This is a genomic window from Curtobacterium sp. VKM Ac-2884, assembly GCF_015350945.1.
Taxonomy (GTDB): domain Bacteria; phylum Actinomycetota; class Actinomycetes; order Actinomycetales; family Microbacteriaceae; genus Curtobacterium.
The window spans coordinates 474,251-497,588 of sequence record NZ_JADKSA010000003.1 but is presented as its reverse complement, the minus strand read 5'-3'; the positions used below and the strand labels follow the sequence as shown (position 1 = coordinate 497,588).

Here is a 23,338-nt window from a genome sequence, read left to right as displayed (position 1 = left end):
CGTGACGCGCGGGGAAACACGGGGCAGTGCGGTGCGCGCGGGCTCTTCGTGAGCAGAAACTGTCGAGTCGCTTCCCCCGAGCCGACCATTCCTGCTCAGCATCCGCCTCATCATCCGCGCGAACGCCGACATCTGCCACGCGATGCGCGACCCGACCCGACCCGGAGGAGTCTCAACGGGGGAAGGTCGCCGCAGGCGACATCGCGCGCAGCTGACTGAGCGCAGCGAAGACAACTGCTTGCGCGGGTATTTCCAGTGCCCCCAGGAGGATTCGAACCTCCGCCCCTGCCTCCGGAGGGCAGTGCTCTATCCCCTGAGCTATGGGGGCCAAGGGGTGGAACAACCGTAGCAGGTCCGGCGCGCGCTCCCGGACAGCGCGTGTCGTGCACGAGACGCGGCTGCAGGGCGGACGGGAGGCGCGGTGCGGGCCCGCCACGGGCCTCCCGTCCGCACCGTGCGGACTTCGCGGGCCCGTGCGGGGTTGCGCGCTCCGTGCGGCGCTGCAAGCGCGCACCAGGCGTGCACCCTCGCACCGGGCGGCGGACCCGGCACCCTGCCGGCGCGGGCGCGTCAGCCCGCGGGCGTCGCCGTCGCCGACGCTGACGGCTGCAGCGCTGCGCGCACCGCGTCGACGACGGGCTGCGCGCCGCCGGGCTCCGTGAACAGCGTCGACTGCGTGGTGATCCAGTACGGGTCGGCGAAGGCGTCCGCGCGGCCGATGCCGTCGTTCAGCGCGAAGTAGCCCTCGACGCGGTAGGTGGGGACCGATCCGCCCCGGTCGTACAGGGCGTCCTTCAGGTTCGTGAGCGACTTCTCAGGCAGGTCGGCGAGGGCCAGGGTGATCGTCTCGGTGTCGTCGTCGGTGGCGACGAACTGGCAGACGCGGCCCCGCTGCTTCGCGATCGTCGCGGCGGGGGAGCCCTTCGCCGGCGTGAAGGAGTCGTCGAGCGCGAAGGTCGTCCCGTAGACGGACAGGGCCGCGGTCGACAGGAGCTCGGCGCAGCTCTGCGACACCGTCTTGCCGACCGGGGTCGCACTGGGCGTCGGATCGCTGTCGCCGCCGCCCGAGCAGGCCGACAGCGCGAGTGCTGCTGCGGCGGTGACGACGGCGACGGAGCACGCCCGGGCACGGCTTCGGGTGGTCATCCCGACATGATGGCCCATCGTCCGGCGTGCACCTGGGTGTCCCGGTAGACTCGTCCGCCGTGACTCCTGCCGAACTCTCCGCCGCGTACCTGTCGATCCTGACCGGGATCGTCGAGCGACGAGGCGCGTCCGAGACCGTGACGATCGGGGACTCCCACGTGGTGCTCGAGCGTCCGAAGAACCGTGCGCACGGCGACTGGGCCTCGAACGCCGCGATGCAGCTCGCGAAGCGCATCGGCACGAACCCGCGCGAGCTCGCGACGGAGATCGCCGGCGAGCTGACCGAGCTCGACGGCGTGGCCTCGGTCGACGTCGCCGGCCCGGGGTTCATCAACATCACGCTCGAGGCCGCTGCAGCCGGTGAGATCGCCCGCACGATCGTCGAGGGCGGCGACGCCTTCGGGCACGGCGACCTGTACGACGGCGTCCGGATCAACCTGGAGTTCGTGTCGGCGAACCCGACCGGCCCGATCCACATGGGCGGCGTGCGCTGGGCGGCGGTCGGCGACAGCCTGGCCCGCGTGTTCCAGGCGCAGGGCGGCCTCGTCACCCGCGAGTACTACTTCAACGACCACGGCGCGCAGATCGACCGCTTCGCCCGCTCGCTCGTCGCGTCGGCGCTCGGTGAGCCCACGCCGGAGGACGGCTACGGCGGTGCGTACATCGCCGAGATCGCGGCCCGTGTCATCGCGACGCTCGACCCCTCGGTCGACGTGAAGGACCTGCCGCGCGACGAGGCGCAGGAACTCTTCCGGCGCGAGGGCGTCGACTTCATGTTCGCGGACATCAAGTCGTCGCTGCACGACTTCGGCGTGGACTTCGACGTCTACTTCCACGAGAACGCCCTGCACGAGTCGATGGCCGTCGAGCGCGCCATCGCCCGGCTGCGTTCGGCGGGCGTGATGTACGAGGCCGAGGGTGCCGAGTGGCTCCGCACGACCGACTTCGGCGACGACCGCGACCGCGTGGTCATCAAGTCCGACGGCGAGCCCGCGTACATCGCCGGCGACCTGGCGTACTACCTCGACAAGCGCGAGCGCGGCTTCGAGCGCAACCTGATCATGCTCGGTGCGGACCACCACGGCTACGTCGGCCGGATGATGGCGATGTGCGCCGCGTTCGGCGACGAGCCGGGCACGAACCTCGAGATCCTGATCGGGCAGATGGTCAACCTGCTCAAGGACGGCGAGCCGATGCGGATGTCCAAGCGCGCCGGCACGATCGTCACGATGGAGGACCTCGTCGACGCCGTGGGCGTCGACGCCGGCCGGTACTCGCTCGTCCGGTTCGCCAGCGACACCGCGATCGACATCGACCTCGACCTGCTCGTCAAGCGCACCAACGACAACCCGGTGTTCTACGTCCAGTACGCCCACGCACGCACGCAGTCCGTGGCCCGCAACGCCGAGGCCGCCGGGGTCGACCGCTCCGTGTTCGACGCCTCACTGTTGACGCACGACTCCGAGGGTGCGCTGCTCGGCGCCCTCGCCGAGTACCCGCGCGTGGTGCGCCACGCCGCAGAGCTCCGCGAGCCGCACCGCATCGCCCGGTACATCGAGCAGCTCGCCGGCCTGTACCACCGCTGGTACGACGCCTGCCGCGTGACCCCGCTCGGCGACGAGCCGGTCACCGACCTGCACCGCACGCGCCTCTGGCTGAACGACGCCACCGGCCAGGTCGTCCGCAACGGCCTCGGCCTGCTCGGCGTGAGCGCTCCGTCCCGCATGTAGCGGAGCGGCGGCGCGAGCAGACGGCCGAGCCGTTGTCGAGACGCGCCCCTTGACGGTCATCGCGCCCCGGTGTGCGGGGGCGCGATGACCGCGGCGGGGCGCGATCGAGTGCGGCCCGCGGCCCGAGCGCGTCCGACCGCCCCCGCGCCCCGCACTCCGCCCCGTGCCCCGCGCGCCCCGCGCGCCCCGCACCCCGCGCCTCCAGGCAGGCTGACGGGACCACCTGGCAGGGTGGGACGCATGTCCGCCGCCACCGAACGCCCCCGCAAGCGCCGCCGCTGGCCCGTCGTCCTGCTCGTGGTCGTCGTCCTGCTCGTCGCCCTCGTCGTGATCGCCGAGTTCGTGCTCCGCGGGGTCGTCGACCGCATCATCGCCCAGCAGGTCGAGCAGTCGCTGCCCGACGGCACCACGGGCCAGGTCGAGGCGCACGCCGACGGCATCGTCATCCCGCAGCTGATCAGCGGCACCCTCGACCAGGTCGAGATCACGTCCGAGAAGCTCACCGTCGACGGCATCCCGCTCGCCGCCGACGTCACCGCGAAGGACGTCCCCGTGGACGGCAAGGGCGACGTGCACGACGTCGACGGCACGGTCACGCTGGCGTCCTCGAGCGTGAAGGACCTGTCGAAGTACAGCCCGCTGTTCGACCGGTTGTCCCTGGTGGACGGCGGCGTCGAGCTGTCCGGTTCCACGGCGGTGCTCGGCTACGACATCACCTACGCGGCGAAGGGCGACGTGGTCGCGCAGGACGACGGCCGCGGCATCACGATCACCCCGAAGAGCGTGCGGATCACGAACTCCGACCTCGGCCTCAAGGTGGACTCGATCCCCGGCGTGACGAACGTGCCGGTGCAGGTCTGCACGGCGCAGTTCCTGCCCGAGGCGCTCCGCGTGCGCTCGCTCGACGTCTCGAAGGCCGACGCGACGGTCCGCGTCACCGCGGATTCGCTGCCGCTCAACGAGCAGGGCCTGCAGACGGTCGGCAGCTGCGGCTGACCCCGTGGCTGCGTAACGCGGCCGGGAGGCCCGCCCCGCGTCGGTAGGATCGGGTCCCGTGAGCGAGAACCCCCTTGCACCGCCGCGACTGCGGTTCCCGACGGACGCCTCCGAGCTGGTGGACCGGATCTGGCCCGCGTCCGCGACGCGGACCGACGACGGCGACCTGGCGGTCGGCGGTGTCACCGCGACGGACCTCGTCCGGCAGTACGGCACACCGCTGTACGTCGTCGACGAGCGTGACGTGCAGTCCCGTGCGGTCCGGGTGCGGAACGCGTTCACCGAGGCGTTCGAGGGCATCGGCACCCGGGCGCACGTCTACTACGCCGGCAAGGCGTTCCTGACGACGCAGGTCGTGGCGTGGATGGCCGAGGCCGACCTGCGCGTGGACGTCTGCACCGGTGGGGAGCTCGCGGTCGCCCTGACCGCCGGCATCGACCCGGCGATGCTCGGCTTCCACGGCAACGACAAGTCCGACGCCGAGATCGCCCGCGCGGTCGAGGTCGGCGTGGGCACGATCGTGCTCGACAGCCACGAGGAGGTCCAGCGCGTCGCCCGTGCCGCTGCCGACGCCGGGGTCGTGCAGCGCGTCCGCATCCGCATCAACAGCGGTGTGCACGCATCGACCCACGAGTACCTCGCCACCGCGCGCGAGGACCAGAAGTTCGGCATCCCGCTCACCGAGGCCGTCGCTGCGGCCGAGGCGGTGCGCGCCGAGTCGTCGCTCGTGTTCGTCGGGCTGCACTCGCACATCGGTTCGCAGATCTTCGACGAGTCCGGGTTCCGCGAGGCCGCCCGACGCCTGATGGACGTGCACGCCACCCTCGTCGAGACCGGTCCGGTGCCCGAGCTGAACCTCGGCGGCGGCTGGGGCATCGACTACACCGAGGCCGACTCCGCGTTCGCGCCCGAGGACGTCGCCGACGCCCTCGCCGCGATCATCGCCGAGGCCTGCGCCGAGCGGGACATCCCGGTGCCCGAGGTCGCCGTCGAGCCCGGTCGCTACATCGTCGGGCCGGCGGGCATCACGCTCTACCGCGTCGGCACGATCAAGCCCGTCACGCTCGAGACCGGCGACGCGGACACCGGCCACGCCACGCGCACCTACGTCTCCGTCGACGGCGGGATGAGCGACAACGCCCGTCCTGCCCTGTACGGCGCCGACTACACCGCTCGCCTCGCCCGGACGTCCGAGGCACCCGCCGTGCTCACCCGCGTCGTCGGGAAGCACTGCGAGAGCGGGGACATCGTGGTCAACGACGAGTACCTGCCGGGTGACGTCCAGCGGGGGGACCTGCTCGCCGTCGCAGCCACCGGGGCGTACTGCTGGGCGCTGTCGAGCAACTACAACCACGTGGGCCGCCCGCCGGTCGTCGCCGTGGCGGACGGGACAACCCGTATCCTCGTGCGGGGCGAGTCGATCGACGACCTCCTCGCCCGCGACACCGGGGTCCGCCCCGTGCCCCACGCCGGCACCGGTCGCTGACCCGACGAACAGGAACCAACTCCAGATGATCGAATACCGCAACGTCCGCGTCGCGCTGCTCGGGGCCGGCTCGGTCGGGTCCCAGGTCGCGCGGCTCCTGCTCGAGCACGCCGACGAACTCGCCTCGCGCGCCGGTGCCGGCCTCGAACTCGTCGGGATCGCCGTGCGCGACGTCGACGCCGCGCGTGACGTCGACCTGCCGAAGGACCTCTACACGACCGACGCAGAGTCGCTCATCCTCGGTGCCGACATCGTCGTCGAGCTGATCGGCGGCATCGAGCCCGCGCGCACGCTCGTGCTGCAGGCGCTGCAGTCCGGCGCGGACGTCGTGACGGGCAACAAGGCGCTCCTCGCGACCCACGGTCCGGAGCTCTTCGCGGTGGCCGAGCAGGTCGGCGCGCAGCTGTACTACGAGGCCGCCGTCGCCGGCGCCATCCCGATCATCCGACCGCTGCACGACTCGCTCGCGGGTGACCGCATCGAGCGGATCATGGGCATCGTCAACGGCACCACGAACTTCATCCTCGACCTGATGGACCGCGAGGGTGCCACGTTCGAGGACGCCCTGGCCACCGCGACCGAGCTCGGGTACGCCGAGGCCGACCCGACCGCAGACATCGAGGGCTACGACGCCGCGCAGAAGGCCGCGATCCTGGCCTCGCTGGCGTTCCACACCTCGGTGCCGCTCGCCGCCGTGCACCGCGAGGGCATCACCTCGGTCACCATCGAGCAGGTCCGCGCCGCCCGCAAGGCCGGCTACGTCGTGAAGATCCTGGCGACCGCCGAGCGACTGACCGACGCGGACGGCCGCGAGGGCGTCAGCGCCCGCGTGTACCCGGCCCTCGTGCCGGAGTCGCACCCCCTGGCGAGCGTGCACGGCGCGAAGAACGCCGTGTTCGTCGAGGCCGAGGCTGCCGGCGACCTCATGTTCTACGGCGCCGGTGCCGGTGGCGTCGAGACCGCGTCTGCCGTCCTCGGCGACCTGGTGTCCGCCGCACGTCGGCACGTCATCGGTGGCCCGGGCGTCGCGGAGTCGACCCAGTCGGACCTGCCCGTCTTCCCGATCGGCACCGTCCGCACGCGCTACCAGATCACCCTGCACGTCACGGACGCCCCCGGCGTGCTGTCGACGGTCGCCGGCGTGCTCGCGAAGCACGGCGTGAGCGTCGAGACCGTCGAGCAGACCACCACGGGTGCCTCCGAGGGGACGGCAGCGCTCGTCATCGGCACGCACCTGGCGCGCGAAGCCGACCTGGCGGACACCGTCCGCACGCTCCGCGGCGAAGACGTGGTCCTGGACGTGACCAGCGTCCTGCGCTTCGTCGGCGCCTGACGCACCACGGGCCTCCAGGCCGACTGCGAACCACCACCAGACCGACCCACCGGACAGAGAGAGAAGCCTGATGGCCCACCAGTGGCAGGGAGTCCTGCGCGAGTACGCCGACCGACTCGACGTGACCGAGGCGACGCCGATCGTCACGCTCGGCGAGGGCGGCACGCCCCTCATCCCGGCTCGTCGGCTCTCCGAGCGCACCGGCGCCGAGGTCTACGTCAAGTTCGAGGGCATGAACCCGACCGGGTCCTTCAAGGACCGCGGCATGACGATGGCGATCTCGAAGGCCGTCGAGCACGGCGCGAAGGCCGTCATCTGCGCCTCGACCGGCAACACCAGCGCCTCGGCCGCCGCGTACGCCACGCACGCCGGCATCACCGCCGCGGTGCTCGTGCCCGAGGGCAAGATCGCCATGGGCAAGCTCAGCCAGGCCGTCGCCCACGACGCCCAGCTGCTGCAGGTCCAGGGCAACTTCGACGACTGCCTCGACATCGCCCGCGACCTGGCGGCGAACTACCCGGTGCACCTCGTCAACTCGGTCAACAACGACCGCATCGAGGGCCAGAAGACCGCCGCGTTCGAGGTCGTGGACGTCCTCGGTGACGCCCCGGACTTCCACTTCCTGCCGGTCGGCAACGCGGGCAACTACACCGCGTACTCCCGCGGCTACCGCGAGGACGTCGCCGCCGGTCGCACGACGAAGCTCCCGCGCATGTTCGGGTTCCAGGCCGCCGGTTCCGCACCGATCGTCCGTGGCGAGGTCGTCAAGAACCCCGACACCATCGCCTCCGCGATCCGCATCGGCAACCCGGCCTCGTGGCAGTTCGCCCTCGAGGCCCGCGACGAGACCGACGGCTACTTCGGCGCGATCTCGGACGAGGCCATCCTCGCCGCGCACCACATCCTGTCGGCCGAGGTCGGCGTCTTCGTCGAGCCCGCATCGGCCATCGGTGTCGCCGGGCTGCTCGAGCGCGCCGACGCCGGCATCGTGCCGAAGGGCGCGAAGGTCGTCATCACCGTCACCGGCCACGGCCTGAAGGACCCGCAGTGGGCCCTGCGCACCGAGGACGGCAGCGAGGTCACCCCGACGAGCGTGCCGGTCGACACCAAGTCGATCGCGGACGTGCTCGGACTGGTCGCGGCGCAGTGAGCCCCGACCGCTCGTCCGGACCGGGGGAGGGCGTCACCGCCCGCAGCGCTGTACCGGCCGGACGGGCGGTCCACGCTGTGCCCGCCGGGCGGGCGGCCCACGTGTTGCCCGCCGGACGGGCCGTGCGCGTCCGCGTGCCGGCGACGTCCGCGAACCTCGGCCCGGGGTTCGACTCACTCGGTCTCGCGCTCTCGCTGTACGACGAGGTCGTCGTGCGGGTCCGCCCGGAGCCCGGCGCCACCGTCACGGTGCAGGGCGTCGGTGCCGGCGAGGTCGCCACCGACGACACGAACCTGGTCGTGCGTGCCGTGCGCCGCGGCCTCGAGCACGCCGGCGTCGACCAGCCCGGCCTCGAGCTGCACGCCACGAACGCGATCCCGCACGGCCGCGGGCTCGGTTCCTCGGCGGCCGCGATCGTCGCCGGCCTGATGGCGGCCCGCGGGCTGCTCGAGGGCATCGTCGACCTGGACGCCTCGACCCTGCTCAGTCTGGCCACCGAGATGGAGGGGCACCCGGACAACGTCGCCCCCGCACTCTTCGGTGGGCTCACCATCGCGTGGATGACGGCCGAGGGACCCGCGTACAAGCGCCTCCTGGTGCACCGCGGCGTCGCACCGGTCGTGTTCGTGCCGACGTCCACGCTGTCGACGAAGCTCGCCCGCTCCCTGCAGCCCGAGAACGTCCCGCACGCCGACGCCGCCTTCAACGTCTCCCGTTCCGCGCTGCTCGTCGCCGCGCTCATCCAGAGCCCCGAGCTCCTGCTCGCCGCGACCGAGGACCGCCTGCACCAGGCGTACCGGGCCAGCGCGATGCCGGAGACCGATGCACTGATCGGCCTGCTCCGGCAGCACGGCCTCGCGGCCGTCGTGTCGGGGGCGGGACCGAGCCTGCTCGTGCTCGGCAGCGACCCGGCACAACGGCTCACGGCCGCGGATCTCGTCGCCCGACACGGGGAATCCGACTGGCGCGCGCTCATGCTGGCCGTCGATCTCGGTGGTGCTACAGTGGTGGCGCACTCGGCGCTCGAAGCCGAACCCGCGTAACCGCACGGTATGCCCGTCCCCAAGGACAGCGCCTGCGACGTCGCAGGGTCCGGCGCGCGGGTGTGCATCTCTTTCTGATCACCGAATCCCGGTCCGTCGTCTGAACGGCGGTCGATGCATACCCGTGCATCCGGGACGGTGGAAACTCTCCGCGTTCTGCGGTTCGAAAGGAAACACCGACCTTGACCGACAACAACTCCACCCCGGTGGAGATCCCCAGCGACCTGCGCGCCCTCCGCCTGCCGGAACTCCAGCGCATCGCCTCCTCGCTCGGCATCACCGGGCTCTCGAAGCTCCGCAAGGGCGACCTCATCGCCTCCATCGAGGACAAGCGCCCCGTCACGGACGACGTCCCCGCCGCGGCAGCGCCCGCCACGATCCCCGCCGCGGCGCCGGTGACCGAGCAGCCCACGCTGCCGGAGCCCGCCGCCGAGGCACCGACCGCTCCGGTCGCCGACCCCGAGGCACCCGCCGTCGAGTCCGAGCCGGCCGCGCCGTCGCGTGCCCGCCGTTCGCGCCGCGCGTCGTCCGGTGGCACCGTGAACGCCGGCCCGACCTCGGCTGCCGAGCACACGAACGCCGGGCACACCGGTACCGAGGACCTGCTCGCGGGCCTCGACCAGGTGCGTGCCGAGAAGGACGCCCAGGAAGCCGCCCAGACGCAGACCGGTGGGCAGCGTCGCGGCCGCGGCCAGCGCGGTGCCGACCAGCAGGCCCAGCAGCCGAACGAGCCGGCCGAGCAGCAGACGCCGACCTCGGCACCTGCCCGGACCGAGCAGCCGGCCCGCACCGAGCAGCCGGCGCGCACCGAGCAGCAGAGCACCGAACAGCAGAGCACCGAGGGCGAGTCGCAGGACCAGTCCGGTGCCGCCGACTCCGGCGACCAGAACGAACAGAACGGTGAGGGCGGTTCGCGTCGCGGCCGTCGCAGCCGTGGTCGTGGCCGTGGCCGTGGGCAGAACGCCGAGAACGGCGAGCAGCAGGACGGCCAGCAGCACCAGCAGGGCGGCCAGCAGAAGCAGATCGGTGGCGACCAGCAGAAGCAGGCCGACGCCAAGCAGGCCGACGCCAAGCAGGGCGACCCGAAGCAGGGCGACGCCAAGCAGCGCGACGCGAAGCAGGACGACCGCGCCGAGCAGAAGCAGCAGGCGGCGAACCAGCAGAAGCAGAACGGTCAGCAGAAGCAGGGCCAGCAGGCCCAGCAGAACGCCGACGACACCGAGGGCGGCCGCAGCCGTCGCCAGCGTGACCGCAAGCGCGGCCGTGGCGGCCAGAACGACGACTTCGAGCCCGAGGTCACCGAGGACGACGTCCTGATCCCGATCGCGGGCATCCTCGACGTCCTCGACAACTACGCGTTCGTCCGCACCACCGGCTACCTGCCCGGACCGAACGACGTCTACGTCTCCCTCGGCCAGGTGAAGAAGTACCACCTGCGCAAGGGCGACGCCGTCGTCGGTTCGATCAAGCAGCCCCGTGACAACGAGCAGCAGAGCCGTCAGAAGTACAACGCGCTCGTGACCGTCGACTCGGTCAACGGCCAGACCGCCGAAGAAGCAGCGGCCCGTGTCGAGTTCTCGGACCTCACCCCGCTGTACCCGAACGAGCGCCTGCGCCTCGAGACGGAGCCGGGCAAGCTGAGCACCCGCATCATCGACCTCGTGTCGCCGATCGGCAAGGGCCAGCGCGGCCTCATCGTCTCGCCGCCCAAGGCCGGCAAGACCGTCGTGCTGCAGGCCATCGCCAACGCCGTCGCGAAGAACAACCCCGAGGCGCACCTCATGGTCGTCCTCGTCGACGAGCGGCCCGAAGAGGTCACCGACATGCAGCGCACGGTGAAGGGCGAGGTCATCGCCTCGACCTTCGACCGTCCGGCCGAGGACCACACCACGGTCGCCGAGCTCGCCATCGAGCGTGCGAAGCGCCTGGTGGAACTGGGCCACGACGTCGTGCTCCTGCTCGACTCGATCACCCGTCTGGGCCGTGCCTACAACCTGTCGACCCCGGCGTCGGGCCGCGTGCTCTCCGGTGGCGTCGACTCGGCGGCGCTCTACCCGCCGAAGCGCTTCTTCGGTGCGGCGCGCAACATCGAGGACGGCGGCTCGCTGACCATCCTCGCCACCGCGCTCGTCGAGACCGGTTCCAAGATGGACGAGGTCATCTTCGAGGAGTTCAAGGGCACCGGCAACATGGAGCTCCGCCTGAACCGTCACCTGGCGGACAAGCGGATCTTCCCGGCCGTCGACGTCAACGCCTCCGGTACCCGTCGCGAGGAGCAGCTGCTCTCCGCCGACGAGGTCAAGATCACCTGGCGTCTGCGCCGAGCCCTCGCCGGGCTCGACCCGCAGCAGGCCCTCGAGATCGTGCTGCGGAACCTCAAGGAGACGCAGTCGAACGTCGAGTTCCTGGTGCAGGTGCAGAAGTCGGTCCCGACGACCGGCGGCGCTCACCACAACGGTCACCAGGAGTAACGCGTGTTCGAGTCGGTGGCAGGGCTGCTGGCGGAACACGAGGACCTGACGCAGCAGCTGTCGGACCCCGCGCTCCACGCCGATGCGGCCCGGGCGAAGAAGGTGAACCGGCGCTACGCCGAGCTCAACCAGATCAAGTCCGCGTACGAGTCCTGGCAGGCGGCGGGGGACGACCTCGCCGCCGCCCAGGAGCTCGCGCGTGAGGACTCGGCGTTCGCGGACGAGGTCCCCGGGCTCGAGGAGCAGTTGGCGGAGCGCCAGGAGCGTCTCCGCCGGCTGCTCATCCCGCGCGACCCCGACGACGGGCGCGACGTGATCATGGAGATCAAGGGCGGCGAGGGCGGCGAGGAATCGGCGCTGTTCGCGGCCGACCTCCTGCGCATGTACTCGCACTACGCCGAGACCAAGGGCTGGAAGGTCGAGCTCCTCGAGCGCACCGAGTCCGACCTGGGTGGCTACAAGGACGTCCAGGTCGCGATCAAGTCGAACACGACCGACCCGTCGCAGGGCGTCTGGGCGCACCTGAAGTACGAAGGCGGCGTGCACCGTGTGCAGCGCGTGCCGCAGACCGAGTCGCAGGGGCGCATCCACACCTCGACGACCGGCGTGCTGGTGTTCCCCGAGGTCGACGAGCCCGAAGAGGTCGCGATCAACCAGAACGACCTCAAGATCGACGTGTACCGGTCGTCCGGCCCCGGCGGGCAGTCCGTCAACACGACGGACTCCGCGGTCCGCATCACCCACCTGCCCACGGGCATCACGGTGGCGATGCAGAACGAGAAGTCGCAGCTGCAGAACCGTGAGGCCGGCATGCGCGTGCTCCGCGCACGCATCCTCGCGCGGCAGCAAGAGGAGCTCGACGCGATCGCCTCGGATGCGCGCAAGTCGCAGATCCGCGGGATGGACCGCTCGGAGCGCATCCGGACGTACAACTTCCCGGAGAACCGGATCGCGGACCACCGCACCGGCTACAAGGCGTACGACCTGGACCGCGTCATGAACGGTGCGCTCGAACCCGTCGTCCAGTCCGCCATCCAGGCGGACGAAGAGGCACGTCTGGCCGCCATCGGCGACCAGGACGCCTGATCGGCGTGACCGGACTGGAGGCCCGTGGCGGCTCCGACGGGTCCCGCACGTTCGCCGCGGATCGCCTGCTCGAGCAGGCGGCCGCGGCGCTCGTCGCATCCGGCGTCCCGACGCCCCAGGTCGACGCCGAGCTGCTGCTCGCGTGGGCGACCGACACCTCGCGCGGTGCCGTGCAGGCCCGCGCGATGACCGGCGGCGCGATCGCTCCGGAGCACGTCGAGCGCTTCCGGCACGCGATCGCGCGGCGGAGCACCCGCGAGCCGCTGCAGCACATCACCGGGCAGGCGTACTTCCGTGCACTGACCCTGGCGGTCGGACCCGGCGTGTTCGTGCCCCGTCCCGAGACCGAGGGCGTCGTGCAGTTCGGCATCGACGCGCTGCGGGCCGTGGCCGTCCCGGAGCCGATCGCGGTCGACCTCGGGTCCGGCAGCGGTGCGATCGCCATCGCGATGGACACCGAGGTGCCGAACGCCGTCGTGTACGCCGTCGAACGATCGCCCGAGGCCCTGCCCTGGACCCGCCGGAACATCGACGCCCACGGCGGCACGGTGCGACTCGTCGAGGGCGACCTCGCCGATGCGCTGCCCGAACTCGACGGCACCGTCTCGGTCGTCGTGTCGAACCCGCCCTACGTACCGGACGACGCGATCCCGATCGACCCCGAGGTCCGCGACCACGACCCCGCGATGGCGCTGTACGGCGGACCGGACGGCCTCGACGCCGTGCGCGCGCTGGCCGAGACGGCGTGGCGGCTGCTCGTGCCCGGCGGGGTGCTCGTCATCGAGCACGCCGAGCCGCAGGGCGCTGGCGTGCGCGAGGTCCTCGCGCGCCGGGGGTTCCGGACCCCGGAGACGCACGTCGACCTGACGGGTCGCGACCGCACGACCACCGCGACCCGGTAGTCGGACGCACCCCGGGCCTCCCGGTCGGTGTGGCGTGCTGAGCTGTCTGCCGTGCCGTGCTGGGCGTTGCCGAGCGGAAACGGGCGTACCTGGCCGTTCAGAACGACCAGGTACGCCCGTTCCTAGTTCCGATCGCGAACGTGATGGGAAGGATCAGGCGACGGGGGAGGCCTCGCGCTGCTGCGCGACGAAGGCGCGGACGTGCTCGCGCAGGTCGGTGTCGCGCTCGACCAGGACCGCGTGGATGCCGACGCTCCGGGCACCCGCGATGTTCTCCGGCATGTCGTCGGCGAAGAACGTGCGCTCGGCGGGCACGCCGTGGTGCTCCATCGCGCGGAGGAAGACCTCGGGCTCCGGCTTGCGGGCGCCGAAGTTGCTCGACGTGTCCAGGTGTTCGCCGAACAGCCCCGGCAGTGACGGTGCCCACTGGTGGATCCACCGACCCGCGAGCGGCCCGTTGTTGGTGAGCAGGCCGACACGCCCGTGCTCGCTCGCGATCCGGACGGCCTCGATGCGCTCCGGCAGCTCGGTCATCGCGGACCCGCGGATGCGCGCCCACTCGGCCTCGGGGACGTCGCACTCCATGGCCCGCTCGAACGCGGCGAGGTACTCGTCTCCGTCGGCGAAGTCGCCGGCCTCGGCACGCATCTCGTGGCCGCAGTCCCACCAGCGGCGTCGGAGCTCCTCGAACTCGTGTCCGGTGAACTCGGAGAGTGCGGCCATCCGCACCTGCCAGTCGTAGCGGACGAGGACGTCGTCCATGTCGAAGAGGAACAGGAGGTGGGGCGCAGGGGTCTCGTTCACGATGTCGTCCATTGTGTCGCACTATCATCGTCGAGTCATGGCATCCCGATACGACTGCACCGACTCCGACGGGCTCCTGACCGGGATGCGGCTCGCACGTGCCGCCCTCGGGCGCGGAGACCTCGTCGTCGTCCCCACCGACACCGTCTACGGCCTCGCCGCGGACGCCTTCAACGCGGCCGCCGTCCAGCGGCTGCTCGACGCGAAGGGCCGGACGCGGCAGTCGCCGCCGCCGGTGTTGATCCCCGGCCCGCCGACGCTCGACGCGCTCGCGAGCGACGTGCCGCAGCAGGTGCGCGACCTCGTCGCCGAGTTCTGGCCCGGCGGCCTGACCGTGATCCTGCGCGCGCAGCCGTCGCTCGACTGGGACCTCGGCGAGACGCGGGGTACGGTCGCCCTGCGGATGCCGGACTCGCGGATCGCGCTCGAGCTCCTGCAAGAGGTCGGTCCGCTCGCGGTCTCGTCCGCGAACTCGACCGGCGATCCGGCGGCGATGGACGTCGACGCCGCGGAGCGGATGCTCGGCGACAGCGTGGCCGTGTACCTGGACGGCGGCGCGATCGGGGAGCACGAGGGCTTCGAGGCCTCCACCGGGTCGACGATCGTCGACGCGACGGGGCTGTCGGACGGCGGGAAGCTCCGCATCGTCCGGCACGGGGTGATCTCCGACGACGAGATCGTCCGGGTCGTCGGAGCCGACCTCGTCGGATGAAGTACTACCTGCTGGCGGGGGCGATCGCCGCGGTCGTGAGCTTCCTGGTCAGCGTGCTGGTGTGGAAGCTCGGGCTCAAGTACAAGTGGTACCCCCAGGTCCGCGAGCGCGACGTGCACCGCACGCCGACTCCGCGCCTCGGCGGGATCGCGATGTACATCGGCGTCATCGTGTCGCTGTTGGCGGCGTGGTTCCTGTTCCCGTCGATCGCGGGGACCGACTACTTCCGGCTCGTGTTCTCCGAGCCCGGGCGCGTGCTGGCGGTGCTCGGGGGAGCGACGATCATCGTGGTCCTCGGCGTCGCGGACGACATCTGGGACCTCGACTGGATGACGAAGCTCGCGGGACAGATCATCGCCGCGGGCATCCTCGCCTGGCAGGGCGTCGCGATCGTGTCGCTGCCGATCGGCAACACGCTGGGGGTCGGCTCGTCCTACATGAGCCTGATCTTCACGGTGCTGGCGGTGGTGCTCGTGATGAACGCGGTGAACTTCATCGACGGACTCGACGGTCTGGTCGCCGGGGTCGCGATCATCGCCGGCGGGGTGTTCTTCCTCTACACGTTCTTCATCAACCGCGTGGTCGTGCAGACCGAGTTCTTCTTCAACCTGCCGTCACTGCTGACGGCGGTGCTCGTCGGGTCCTGCTTCGGGTTCCTCATCCTGAACTGGCACCCGGCGAAGCTGTTCATGGGCGACGCGGGAGCGCTGCTCGTCGGCTTCCTGATGGCCACGAGCGCGGTGTCGGTCACGGGCAACATCGACCCCGCCGCAGTGCAGACACGCCAGGCGCTGCTGCCGGCGTTCATCCCGATCCTGCTGCCCTTCGCGATCCTGATCGTGCCGATCCTGGACTTCGGTCTCGCGGTCACCCGACGGCTCAGCGCGGGCAAGTCGCCGTTCTCGGCCGACCGCAAGCACCTGCACCACCGCCTGCTCGACATGGGGCACTCGCACTTCCACGCCGTGCTGATCTTCTACGCGTGGACCGCCACCGTCGCGGTCGGGTGCCTGCTGTTCCTGTTCGTGGACTGGTACTGGGTGGTCGCCTTCGTCGCGGTCGGCTTCACCGTGTGCGCCGTCGCCACGTTCGCGCCGCTCGGCCGGAAGCGCACCGAGATCGCCGCCCAGACCGCCAACCGCTCCGCCGCCGTGGTGGACGCCAGCCTCGACCCGCTCGACCGGGCCGCCAACGACCGCACGATCCCAGGAGACATCACGTGACCGCACCGAACGCGCTCGACCACGTCCGGCCGGTGTTCCGCCGCATCATCACGTGGGGCGCCGTGCTCGCGGTCGCCCTGGCGATCGTCGGGGGAGTCGTGGGACTGCTCGTCGCCGACACTCCCGGGCTCGTCGGCGGCCTGCTCGGTGCCGTGCTCAGCGTGGTGTTCCTCGGGCTGACCGCGGTCAGTGTCCTCGTCGCGCTGCGCGTGTCCAAGGGACAGATGATCTCCGGTGCCTTCTTCGGCATCGTGATGGGCACCTGGCTGCTCAAGTTCATCGTGTTCATCGTGCTGCTCGTGGCACTGAAGGACCGTACCTGGGTGGACTTCCCGGTGCTCGCGATCGTGATCATCGCGGGGGTCGTCGGGTCCCTGGTCATCGACGTCGTCGCGGTGGCGAAGGCCCGCATCCCGATCGGCGTGCAGCTGCCCGGCGACGGGTCCGATGGCTCCGCGGATGCTGAGAACCCGACCCCCCGCAACTGAGAAGCCGGGAAGCCTCTCGCACCTGATAGGCTTCTCGGAGTCCGCCACCGGAGCCTTTCGCTCGGAGCGGGCAAGCCTCCACAACGTCCACCATCGCGTGCCATGATGTGCGCGCGCCGACACAGGAGACAGCGCTGCTATCCCACGCTCTTCCCCTGTCCCTCTCTGCTGCGGTTGACACCGTTGCGGCGGGGAGCAGCAAGGCCGCCGAGTTCCATGGTCCGTCGATCAACGAGTTCTTCCCGGATGCGATCTTCTTCGCCGGGACGCCGTTCGAGATCGATCGGGTCGTCCTCATCCGCTTCTTCGCCGTCGCCGTGCTCCTGGTGTTCGCCTTCGTGGGGACCCGCGCGCTGAAGCTCGTCCCGAACCGCGGTCAGGCGTTCATCGAGTACGCGTTCGACGTCGTTCGTCGCAACACCTTCGACAACCTCGGAGAGAAGGACGGCAAGCGATTCCTGCCGCTCCTGGCGACGATCTTCTTCGGCGTGCTGTTCATGAACCTGACCGGTCTGATCCCGGGCATGAACCTCGCCGGCACCAGTCGCATCGCGATGCCGATGATCCTCGCGATCGTCGCCTACGTCGCGTTCATCTACGCCGGCCTCCGCAAGCACCCGGGCACGTTCCTCCGGAACTCGCTCTTCCCGCCCGGGGTGCCGTGGTTCCTCTACATCATCGTGACGCCGATCGAGCTCGTCTCGACGTTCGTGCTCCGTCCGGTCACGCTGACGCTGCGACTCCTGATGAACATGGTCGTCGGGCACCTGCTGCTCGTCCTGTTCTTCTCGGCCACGCAGTTCTTCTTCTTCGACGCTTCGCTCGGCTTCAAGGCCTTCGGCGTCGGGACCCTCGCGTTCGGCATCGCGTTCAGCTTCTTCGAGATCCTCGTCGCGCTGCTGCAGGCCTACGTCTTCATGCTCCTCACCGCCGTCTACATCCAGCTGGCGCTGGCCGACGAGCACTGATTCCTCACTGACCCCCTACGGGACCGGCAACCGTCGGACCCGCACCTCGAAAGGAAAACACGTGGACGCAACGACCGTTCTCGCGGAGATCAACGGCAACATCGCGACGGTTGGCTACGGCCTCGCTGCGATCGGCCCGGCCATCGGTGTCGGCATCGTCGTCGGCAAGACGATCGAGTCCGTCGCCCGCCAGCCCGAGCTCCAGGGCCGCCTGACGACCCTCATGTACATCGGTATCGCCTTCACCGAGGCCCTGGCCTTCATCGGCATCGCCACGTACTTCATCTTCACGAACTAAGGTTCCTCGATGCACAACGCACTCATCATCGCGGCGGAGGAGACGCACAACCCCCTCATTCCGCCGCTGTACGACATCGTGTGGTCCGCGGTGGCCTTCCTCATCATCCTCGTGGTGATGTGGCGTGTCGTCACGCCGCGCATCACGAAGATGCTCGATGAGCGCACTGAGGCCATCGAGGGTGGCATCAAGAAGGCAGAGGCTGCTCAGGAGCAGGCCGCTGCTGCGCTCGACGAGTACAACAAGCAGCTCGCCGACGCCCGCTCCGAGGCGTCCCGCATCCGTGAGCAGGCCCGCGCCGACGCCACGGCGATCGGCAACGAGGTCCGCGAGCAGGCAGCGGCCGATGCAGCACGCATCACGGCCAACGCCCAGGCGCAGATCGAGGCCGAGCGCCAGAGCGCCGTCCAGTCCCTCCGGTCCGAGGTGGGCACCCTTGCCCTCGACCTCGCGTCCGGTGTGATCGGCGAATCGCTCAAGGACGACGCCAAGTCGTCGGCAGTCGTCGATCGCTTCCTCGCCGACCTCGAGGCCTCGCAGGCCACGAAGACGGGGGAGCACTGAGCATGCGCAGCGCTACCAGAGAAGCACTCGCGTCCACCAGGGCGGTGCTCGCGGACCTCGGTTCGAGCGCCGACCTGGCCGCGGGTGCCGAGATCCTCGCCTCCGGGCGTGCGATCGCCGGTGCGCCGCAGCTGCTCGGGCTGCTGTCCGACCCGACGGCCGACCCGGCCGGCAAGAAGGTCCTCATCGACCGCGTCTTCGCCGGCCAGTCGCACGCGACTCGTGCGGTCCTGACGGCAGTGGCCGGCTCACGCTGGTCCTCGCAGCAGGACCTGCTCGCCGGCATCGAGGACGCGGGCATCCGCGCCGTCGCCGCCACCGCGGGTAGCGGCTCGCCGATCGAGTCCGAGCTGTTCGCCTTCGAGACCGCCGTCCGTTCGGACGCCGGCCTCGAGCTGGCACTCGGCACGAAGCTCGGCAGCCCGGCGCAGAAGGGCGCGCTCGTCGAGCGGCTCCTCGGCCCCAAGGCGTCGCAGCAGACCGTGACGATCGTCTCCGCGCTCGTGCAGCAGCCTCGCGGCCGCCGCATCGGTGAACTCGTCCGCGATGCCTCGCGCATCGTGGCCGAACAGGACGGCAAGCTCGTCGCGATCGTGGTCACCGCCACGGCACTCACGACCGCCCAGTCGGCACGCGTTGCACGCGGTCTGGCCGAGCGCTACGGCAAGGACATCAGCATCAACCAGGTCGTCGACCCCACGGTCGTCGGCGGGGTCCGGGTGCAGATCGGCGGCGACGTCATCGACGGCACCGTGTCCACGCGGCTCTCGGAGCTCCGGCTCCAGCTCGCCGGCTAGGCGTACGGTCGAAGCCGCTCCTCCCAAGTCCACAACGGGAACTGCCGAGTCTGGCAGCGTCACCCTCTCGGAGCCGAAGGGCCCCGGAAAACCACAAGGAAAATCCCATGGCAGACATCACCATCAGCCCCGATGAGATCCGTGATGCCCTGAAGGACTTCGTCTCGAACTACGAGCCGACGAAGGCCTCCACGGCCGAGGTCGGGCACGTCACCGACGCCGGTGACGGCATCGCGCACGTCGAGGGCCTCCCCGGCGTCATGGCCAACGAGCTCATCCGCTTCGCGGACGGCACGCTCGGCCTCGCGCAGAACCTCGATGAAGACTCGATCGGCGCCATCGTGCTCGGCGAGTTCGCCGGCATCGAAGAGGGCATGGAGGTCACCCGCACGGGTGAGGTCCTCTCGGCCCCCGTCGGCGACGCCTTCCTCGGTCGCGTCGTCGACCCGCTCGGCGCCCCGATCGACGGTCTCGGCGAGATCGCTGCCGAGGGCCGTCGTGCTCTCGAGCTCCAGGCTCCCGGCGTCATGGCCCGCAAGTCGGTCCACCAGCCGCTGCAGACCGGCATCAAGGCCATCGACGCGATGATCCCCGTCGGCCGTGGTCAGCGCCAGCTGATCATCGGCGACCGCCAGACCGGCAAGACGGCCATCGCGATCGACACGATCATCAACCAGAAGGCCAACTGGGAGTCCGGCGACGAGGAGAAGCAGGTCCGCTGCATCTACGTCGCCATCGGCCAGAAGGGTTCCACGATCGCCTCCGTCAAGGGTGCGCTCGAGGACGCCGGCGCGATGGAGTACACCACCATCGTCGCCGCCCCCGCGTCCGACCCGGCCGGCTTCAAGTACCTCGCCCCGTACACCGGCTCGGCCATCGGGCAGCACTGGATGTACTCCGGCAAGCACGTCCTGATCGTCTTCGACGACCTGTCGAAGCAGGCCGAGGCCTACCGTGCCGTGTCGCTCCTCCTGCGCCGTCCGCCGGGGCGCGAGGCGTACCCGGGTGACGTCTTCTACCTGCACTCCCGTCTGCTGGAGCGTTGTGCGAAGCTGTCCGACGAGCTCGGCGCCGGTTCGATGACGGGTCTCCCGATCATCGAGACCAAGGCGAACGACGTCTCGGCGTACATCCCGACCAACGTCATCTCCATCACCGACGGCCAGATCTTCCTGCAGTCGGACCTCTTCAACGCGAACCAGCGTCCGGCCGTCGACGTGGGCATCTCGGTGTCCCGCGTCGGTGGTGACGCCCAGGTGAAGTCGATCAAGAAGGTCTCCGGCACGCTGAAGCTCGAGCTGGCGCAGTACCGCTCCCTCGAGGCGTTCGCGATGTTCGCGTCCGACCTCGACCAGGCGTCGCGTCGTCAGCTGGACCGCGGTGCCCGCCTGACCGAGCTCCTCAAGCAGCCGCAGTACTCGCCGTACCCGGTCGAGGAGCAGGTCGTCTCGATCTGGGCCGGCACCAACGGCAAGCTCGACACCGTCCCGGTGCCGGACGTGCTGCGCTTCGAGTCCGAACTGCTCGACCACCTGCGTCGCAACTCCGAGGTCCTCACGACCCTGCGGGAGACGAACCAGCTCAGCGACGAGACCGTCGCCGAGATGTCGAAGCAGATCGACGAGTTCTCGAAGAGCTTCCAGACGAGCGACGGCAAGACCCTCGGCTCCGAGCAGTTCGACGCGGCAGACGCCGAGGACGTCGACCAGGAGCAGATCGTCAAGGGTCGTCGCTAGATGGCAGCGCAGGTCCGGGTCTACCGACAGCGAATCAAGTCCGCGAAGACCACGAAGAAGGTCACTCGCGCGATGGAACTGATCTCGGCGTCGCGGATCCAGAAGGCGCAGGCCCGCATGGCTGCGTCCGGCCCGTACTCGCGAGCCGTGACGCGTGCGGTGTCGGCCGTGGCGACGTTCTCGAACGTCGACCACGTGCTGACCACCGAGCCGGAGTCCTCGACCCGTGCGGCCGTGGTGCTCTTCACCTCGGACCGCGGCCTGAACGGCGCGTTCAGCACGAACGTCCTCAAGCAGGGCGAGGAGCTCGCCTCCCTGCTCCGCAGCGAGGGCAAGGACGTCGTCTACTACCTGGTCGGCCGCAAGTCCGTCGGGTACTTCGCGTTCCGTGAGCGCGCGTCGGAGCAGCAGTGGGTCGGCAACACCGACCAGCCCGAGTTCTCGACGGCCAAGGAGATCGGCGACGCCGTCGTGGCGAAGTTCCTCCAGGACACCGCAGAGGGCGGCGTGGACGAGATCCACATCGTGTTCAACCGGTTCCTCAGCCTGGCGACGCAGGAGCCGCAGGTCGTTCGCCTGCTGCCCCTCGAGGTCGTCGAAGGGGTCGAGGAGCCCGAGGGCAACGAGCCCCTGCCGCTCTACGAGTTCGAGCCGGACGCCGATGCGGTGCTCGACTCGCTGCTCCCGGTCTACATCGAGAGCCGCATCTTCAACGCCATGCTGCAGTCGGCTGCTTCCGAGCACGCCGCCCGTCAGAAGGCGATGAAGGCGGCCAGCGACAACGCGGACTCGCTGATCCGTGACTTCACCCGACTCGCGAACAACGCGCGTCAGGCGGAGATCACGCAGCAGATCTCCGAGATCGTCGGCGGCGCCGACGCCCTCTCGTCGAAGAAGAAGTAGTCCGCGTCGTTCGCGGACAGATACCCACCCTCAGGAAGGCACCAGCCATGACCGACACCGCAACCACCGCGGTCGAGACGTCGTCGGCGCCCGGTGTCGGCCGGATCGCCCGTGTCACGGGTCCCGTCGTCGACATCGAGTTCCCCCACGACGCAATCCCGGAGATGTACAACCTCCTGTTCACGACCATCACCATCGGTGACTCGTCGCAGGAGATCGGCCTCGAGGTCGCCCAGCACCTGGGCGACGACCTGGTCCGTGCCATCTCCCTGAAGCCGACCGACGGCCTGGTCCGTGGACAGGAGGTCCGTGACTCGGGCGCTCCGATCTCGGTCCCCGTCGGCGACGTCACCAAGGGCAAGGTCTTCGACGTCCTCGGGAACGTGCTCAACACGGACGAGAAGCTCGAGATCACCGAGCGCTGGCCGATCCACCGCAAGGCCCCGGCCTTCGACCAGCTCGAGTCGAAGACCTCGATGTTCGAGACCGGCATCAAGTCCATCGACCTCCTCACCCCGTACGTGCAGGGTGGCAAGATCGGCCTCTTCGGTGGTGCGGGCGTCGGCAAGACGGTCCTCATCCAGGAGATGATCCAGCGCGTTGCGCAGGACCACGGCGGTGTGTCGGTGTTCGCCGGTGTCGGTGAGCGCACCCGTGAGGGCAACGACCTCATCGGTGAGATGGAAGAGGCGGGGGTCTTCGACAAGACGGCCCTCGTGTTCGGCCAGATGGACGAGCCGCCGGGAACGCGTCTCCGCGTGGCCCTGTCGGCGCTGACGATGGCGGAGTACTTCCGCGATGTCCAGAAGCAGGACGTGCTCCTCTTCATCGACAACATCTTCCGCTTCACGCAGGCCGGCTCCGAGGTCTCGACGCTGCTCGGTCGCATGCCGTCCGCCGTGGGCTACCAGCCCAACCTCGCCGACGAGATGGGTGTGCTCCAGGAGCGCATCACCTCGACGCGTGGTCACTCGATCACCTCGCTGCAGGCGATCTACGTGCCGGCTGACGACTACACCGACCCGGCTCCGGCCACCACGTTCGCGCACCTCGACGCGACCACCGAGCTCTCGCGTGAGATCGCATCGCAGGGTCTGTACCCCGCGATCGACCCGCTGACCTCGACGTCGCGGATCATGGACCCGCGGTACCTGGGCGCCGACCACTACGAGACGGCCACGCGCGTCAAGCAGATCCTCCAGAAGAACAAGGAACTGCAGGAGATCATCGCCATCCTCGGTGTCGACGAGCTCTCCGAAGAGGACAAGATCACGGTCGAGCGCGCTCGTCGTATCCAGCAGTTCCTCTCGCAGAACACGTACATGGCGAAGAAGTTCACGGGCGTCGAGGGCTCCACGGTGCCGCTCAAGGACACCATCGAGTCCTTCCGCGCCATCGCCGACGGCGAGTTCGACCACGTTGCGACGCAGGCGTTCTTCAACGTCGGTGGCATCAACGACGTGGAAGAGAAGTGGGCACAGATCCAGAAGGAGAACCGCTGA

21 protein-coding genes and 1 tRNA gene are annotated in these 23,338 nt (G+C 70.0%); 19 read left to right on the top strand and 3 right to left on the bottom strand.

Annotated elements, in window-relative coordinates:
• Window positions 1–256 precede the first annotated feature (256 nt).
• Window positions 257–328, bottom strand: a tRNA-Arg gene (locus tag ITJ60_RS10650).
• 242 nt (window positions 329–570) lie between these two features.
• The gene (locus ITJ60_RS10645) at window positions 571–1,146 is read right to left on the bottom strand and encodes a hypothetical protein (RefSeq protein WP_194647879.1); all 576 of its coding nucleotides are present in this window, start codon (window positions 1,144–1,146) and stop codon (window positions 571–573) included.
• Window positions 1,147–1,205: 59 nt separating this feature from the next.
• Between ITJ60_RS10645 and argS the strand changes: the two genes are divergently transcribed.
• The 9 genes from argS to prmC all read left to right on the top strand — a co-directional run bounded on the left by argS (window position 1,206) and on the right by prmC (window position 13,343).
• On the top strand, window positions 1,206–2,876 hold the full coding sequence (argS, locus tag ITJ60_RS10640) for an arginine--tRNA ligase (RefSeq protein WP_194647878.1): 1,671 nt from the start codon (window positions 1,206–1,208) through the stop codon (window positions 2,874–2,876).
• 240 nt (window positions 2,877–3,116) lie between these two features.
• On the top strand, window positions 3,117–3,872 hold the full coding sequence (locus ITJ60_RS10635) for a DUF2993 domain-containing protein (RefSeq protein ID WP_194647877.1): 756 nt from the start codon (window positions 3,117–3,119) through the stop codon (window positions 3,870–3,872).
• 58 nt (window positions 3,873–3,930) lie between these two features.
• On the top strand, window positions 3,931–5,358 hold the full coding sequence (gene lysA / locus ITJ60_RS10630) for a diaminopimelate decarboxylase (protein WP_194647876.1): 1,428 nt from the start codon (window positions 3,931–3,933) through the stop codon (window positions 5,356–5,358).
• Window positions 5,359–5,383: 25 nt separating this feature from the next.
• The gene (locus tag ITJ60_RS10625; protein WP_194647875.1) at window positions 5,384–6,691 is read left to right on the top strand and encodes a homoserine dehydrogenase; all 1,308 of its coding nucleotides are present in this window, start codon (window positions 5,384–5,386) and stop codon (window positions 6,689–6,691) included.
• A 70-nt stretch (window positions 6,692–6,761) separates the two neighbouring features.
• Complete coding sequence (gene thrC, locus ITJ60_RS10620; RefSeq protein ID WP_111083860.1) at window positions 6,762–7,841, top strand: threonine synthase; 1,080 nt, start codon at window positions 6,762–6,764, stop codon at window positions 7,839–7,841.
• Window positions 7,842–7,942: 101 nt separating this feature from the next.
• Window positions 7,943–8,884: a homoserine kinase gene (thrB, locus tag ITJ60_RS10615; protein ID WP_132100272.1), complete on the top strand. Its 942-nt coding sequence runs from the start codon at window positions 7,943–7,945 to the stop codon at window positions 8,882–8,884.
• 182 nt (window positions 8,885–9,066) lie between these two features.
• Window positions 9,067–11,355, top strand: coding sequence for a transcription termination factor Rho (rho, locus tag ITJ60_RS10610; RefSeq protein ID WP_194647874.1), 2,289 nt, complete (start codon window positions 9,067–9,069; stop codon window positions 11,353–11,355).
• Between the two features lie 3 nt (window positions 11,356–11,358).
• Window positions 11,359–12,441: a peptide chain release factor 1 gene (prfA, locus tag ITJ60_RS10605; protein WP_111083862.1), complete on the top strand. Its 1,083-nt coding sequence runs from the start codon at window positions 11,359–11,361 to the stop codon at window positions 12,439–12,441.
• A 14-nt stretch (window positions 12,442–12,455) separates the two neighbouring features.
• Complete coding sequence (gene prmC / locus ITJ60_RS10600; protein ID WP_194648019.1) at window positions 12,456–13,343, top strand: peptide chain release factor N(5)-glutamine methyltransferase; 888 nt, start codon at window positions 12,456–12,458, stop codon at window positions 13,341–13,343.
• 153 nt (window positions 13,344–13,496) lie between these two features.
• On the opposite strand, the gene ITJ60_RS10595 is transcribed toward prmC, so the two are convergent.
• Window positions 13,497–14,159 carry an HAD family hydrolase gene (locus ITJ60_RS10595; protein WP_194647873.1) on the bottom strand — a complete coding sequence of 221 codons (663 nt, stop codon included), beginning with the start codon at window positions 14,157–14,159 and terminating at the stop codon, window positions 13,497–13,499.
• A gap of 25 nt (window positions 14,160–14,184) precedes the next feature.
• On the opposite strand from ITJ60_RS10595, the gene ITJ60_RS10590 reads away from it, so the two are divergent.
• The 10 genes from ITJ60_RS10590 (at window position 14,185) to atpD (ending at window position 23,338) form a co-directional block, all read left to right on the top strand.
• Window positions 14,185–14,859, top strand: a complete 675-nt coding sequence (locus ITJ60_RS10590) for an L-threonylcarbamoyladenylate synthase (protein ID WP_194647872.1) — start codon at window positions 14,185–14,187, stop codon at window positions 14,857–14,859.
• Entirely contained in the window at window positions 14,856–16,082 is a 1,227-nt protein-coding gene (locus ITJ60_RS10585) for an MraY family glycosyltransferase (protein ID WP_111083866.1), read from the top strand. Before ITJ60_RS10590 ends, ITJ60_RS10585 begins: the two co-directional genes overlap by 4 nt.
• Window positions 16,079–16,570, top strand: coding sequence for a hypothetical protein (locus tag ITJ60_RS10580; RefSeq protein WP_194647871.1), 492 nt, complete (start codon window positions 16,079–16,081; stop codon window positions 16,568–16,570). The genes ITJ60_RS10585 and ITJ60_RS10580 overlap by 4 nt, the downstream gene beginning before the upstream one ends.
• A 107-nt stretch (window positions 16,571–16,677) precedes the next feature.
• Window positions 16,678–17,538, top strand: coding sequence for a F0F1 ATP synthase subunit A (gene atpB, locus ITJ60_RS10575; protein ID WP_333925860.1), 861 nt, complete (start codon window positions 16,678–16,680; stop codon window positions 17,536–17,538).
• 61 nt (window positions 17,539–17,599) lie between these two features.
• Window positions 17,600–17,836 carry an ATP synthase F0 subunit C gene (gene atpE / locus ITJ60_RS10570; RefSeq protein ID WP_027465781.1) on the top strand — a complete coding sequence of 79 codons (237 nt, stop codon included), beginning with the start codon at window positions 17,600–17,602 and terminating at the stop codon, window positions 17,834–17,836.
• A gap of 9 nt (window positions 17,837–17,845) precedes the next feature.
• Window positions 17,846–18,400, top strand: a complete 555-nt coding sequence (locus ITJ60_RS10565; RefSeq protein ID WP_123937768.1) for a F0F1 ATP synthase subunit B — start codon at window positions 17,846–17,848, stop codon at window positions 18,398–18,400.
• Between the two features lie 2 nt (window positions 18,401–18,402).
• Complete coding sequence (locus ITJ60_RS10560) at window positions 18,403–19,197, top strand: F0F1 ATP synthase subunit delta (protein WP_194647870.1); 795 nt, start codon at window positions 18,403–18,405, stop codon at window positions 19,195–19,197.
• A gap of 107 nt (window positions 19,198–19,304) precedes the next feature.
• The gene (gene atpA, locus ITJ60_RS10555) at window positions 19,305–20,933 is read left to right on the top strand and encodes a F0F1 ATP synthase subunit alpha (RefSeq protein WP_194647869.1); all 1,629 of its coding nucleotides are present in this window, start codon (window positions 19,305–19,307) and stop codon (window positions 20,931–20,933) included.
• Entirely contained in the window at window positions 20,934–21,836 is a 903-nt protein-coding gene (locus ITJ60_RS10550; RefSeq protein ID WP_123312398.1) for a F0F1 ATP synthase subunit gamma, read from the top strand. It abuts the gene before it with no gap.
• Window positions 21,837–21,883: 47 nt separating this feature from the next.
• Window positions 21,884–23,338, top strand: coding sequence for a F0F1 ATP synthase subunit beta (gene atpD / locus ITJ60_RS10545; protein ID WP_065959250.1), 1,455 nt, complete (start codon window positions 21,884–21,886; stop codon window positions 23,336–23,338).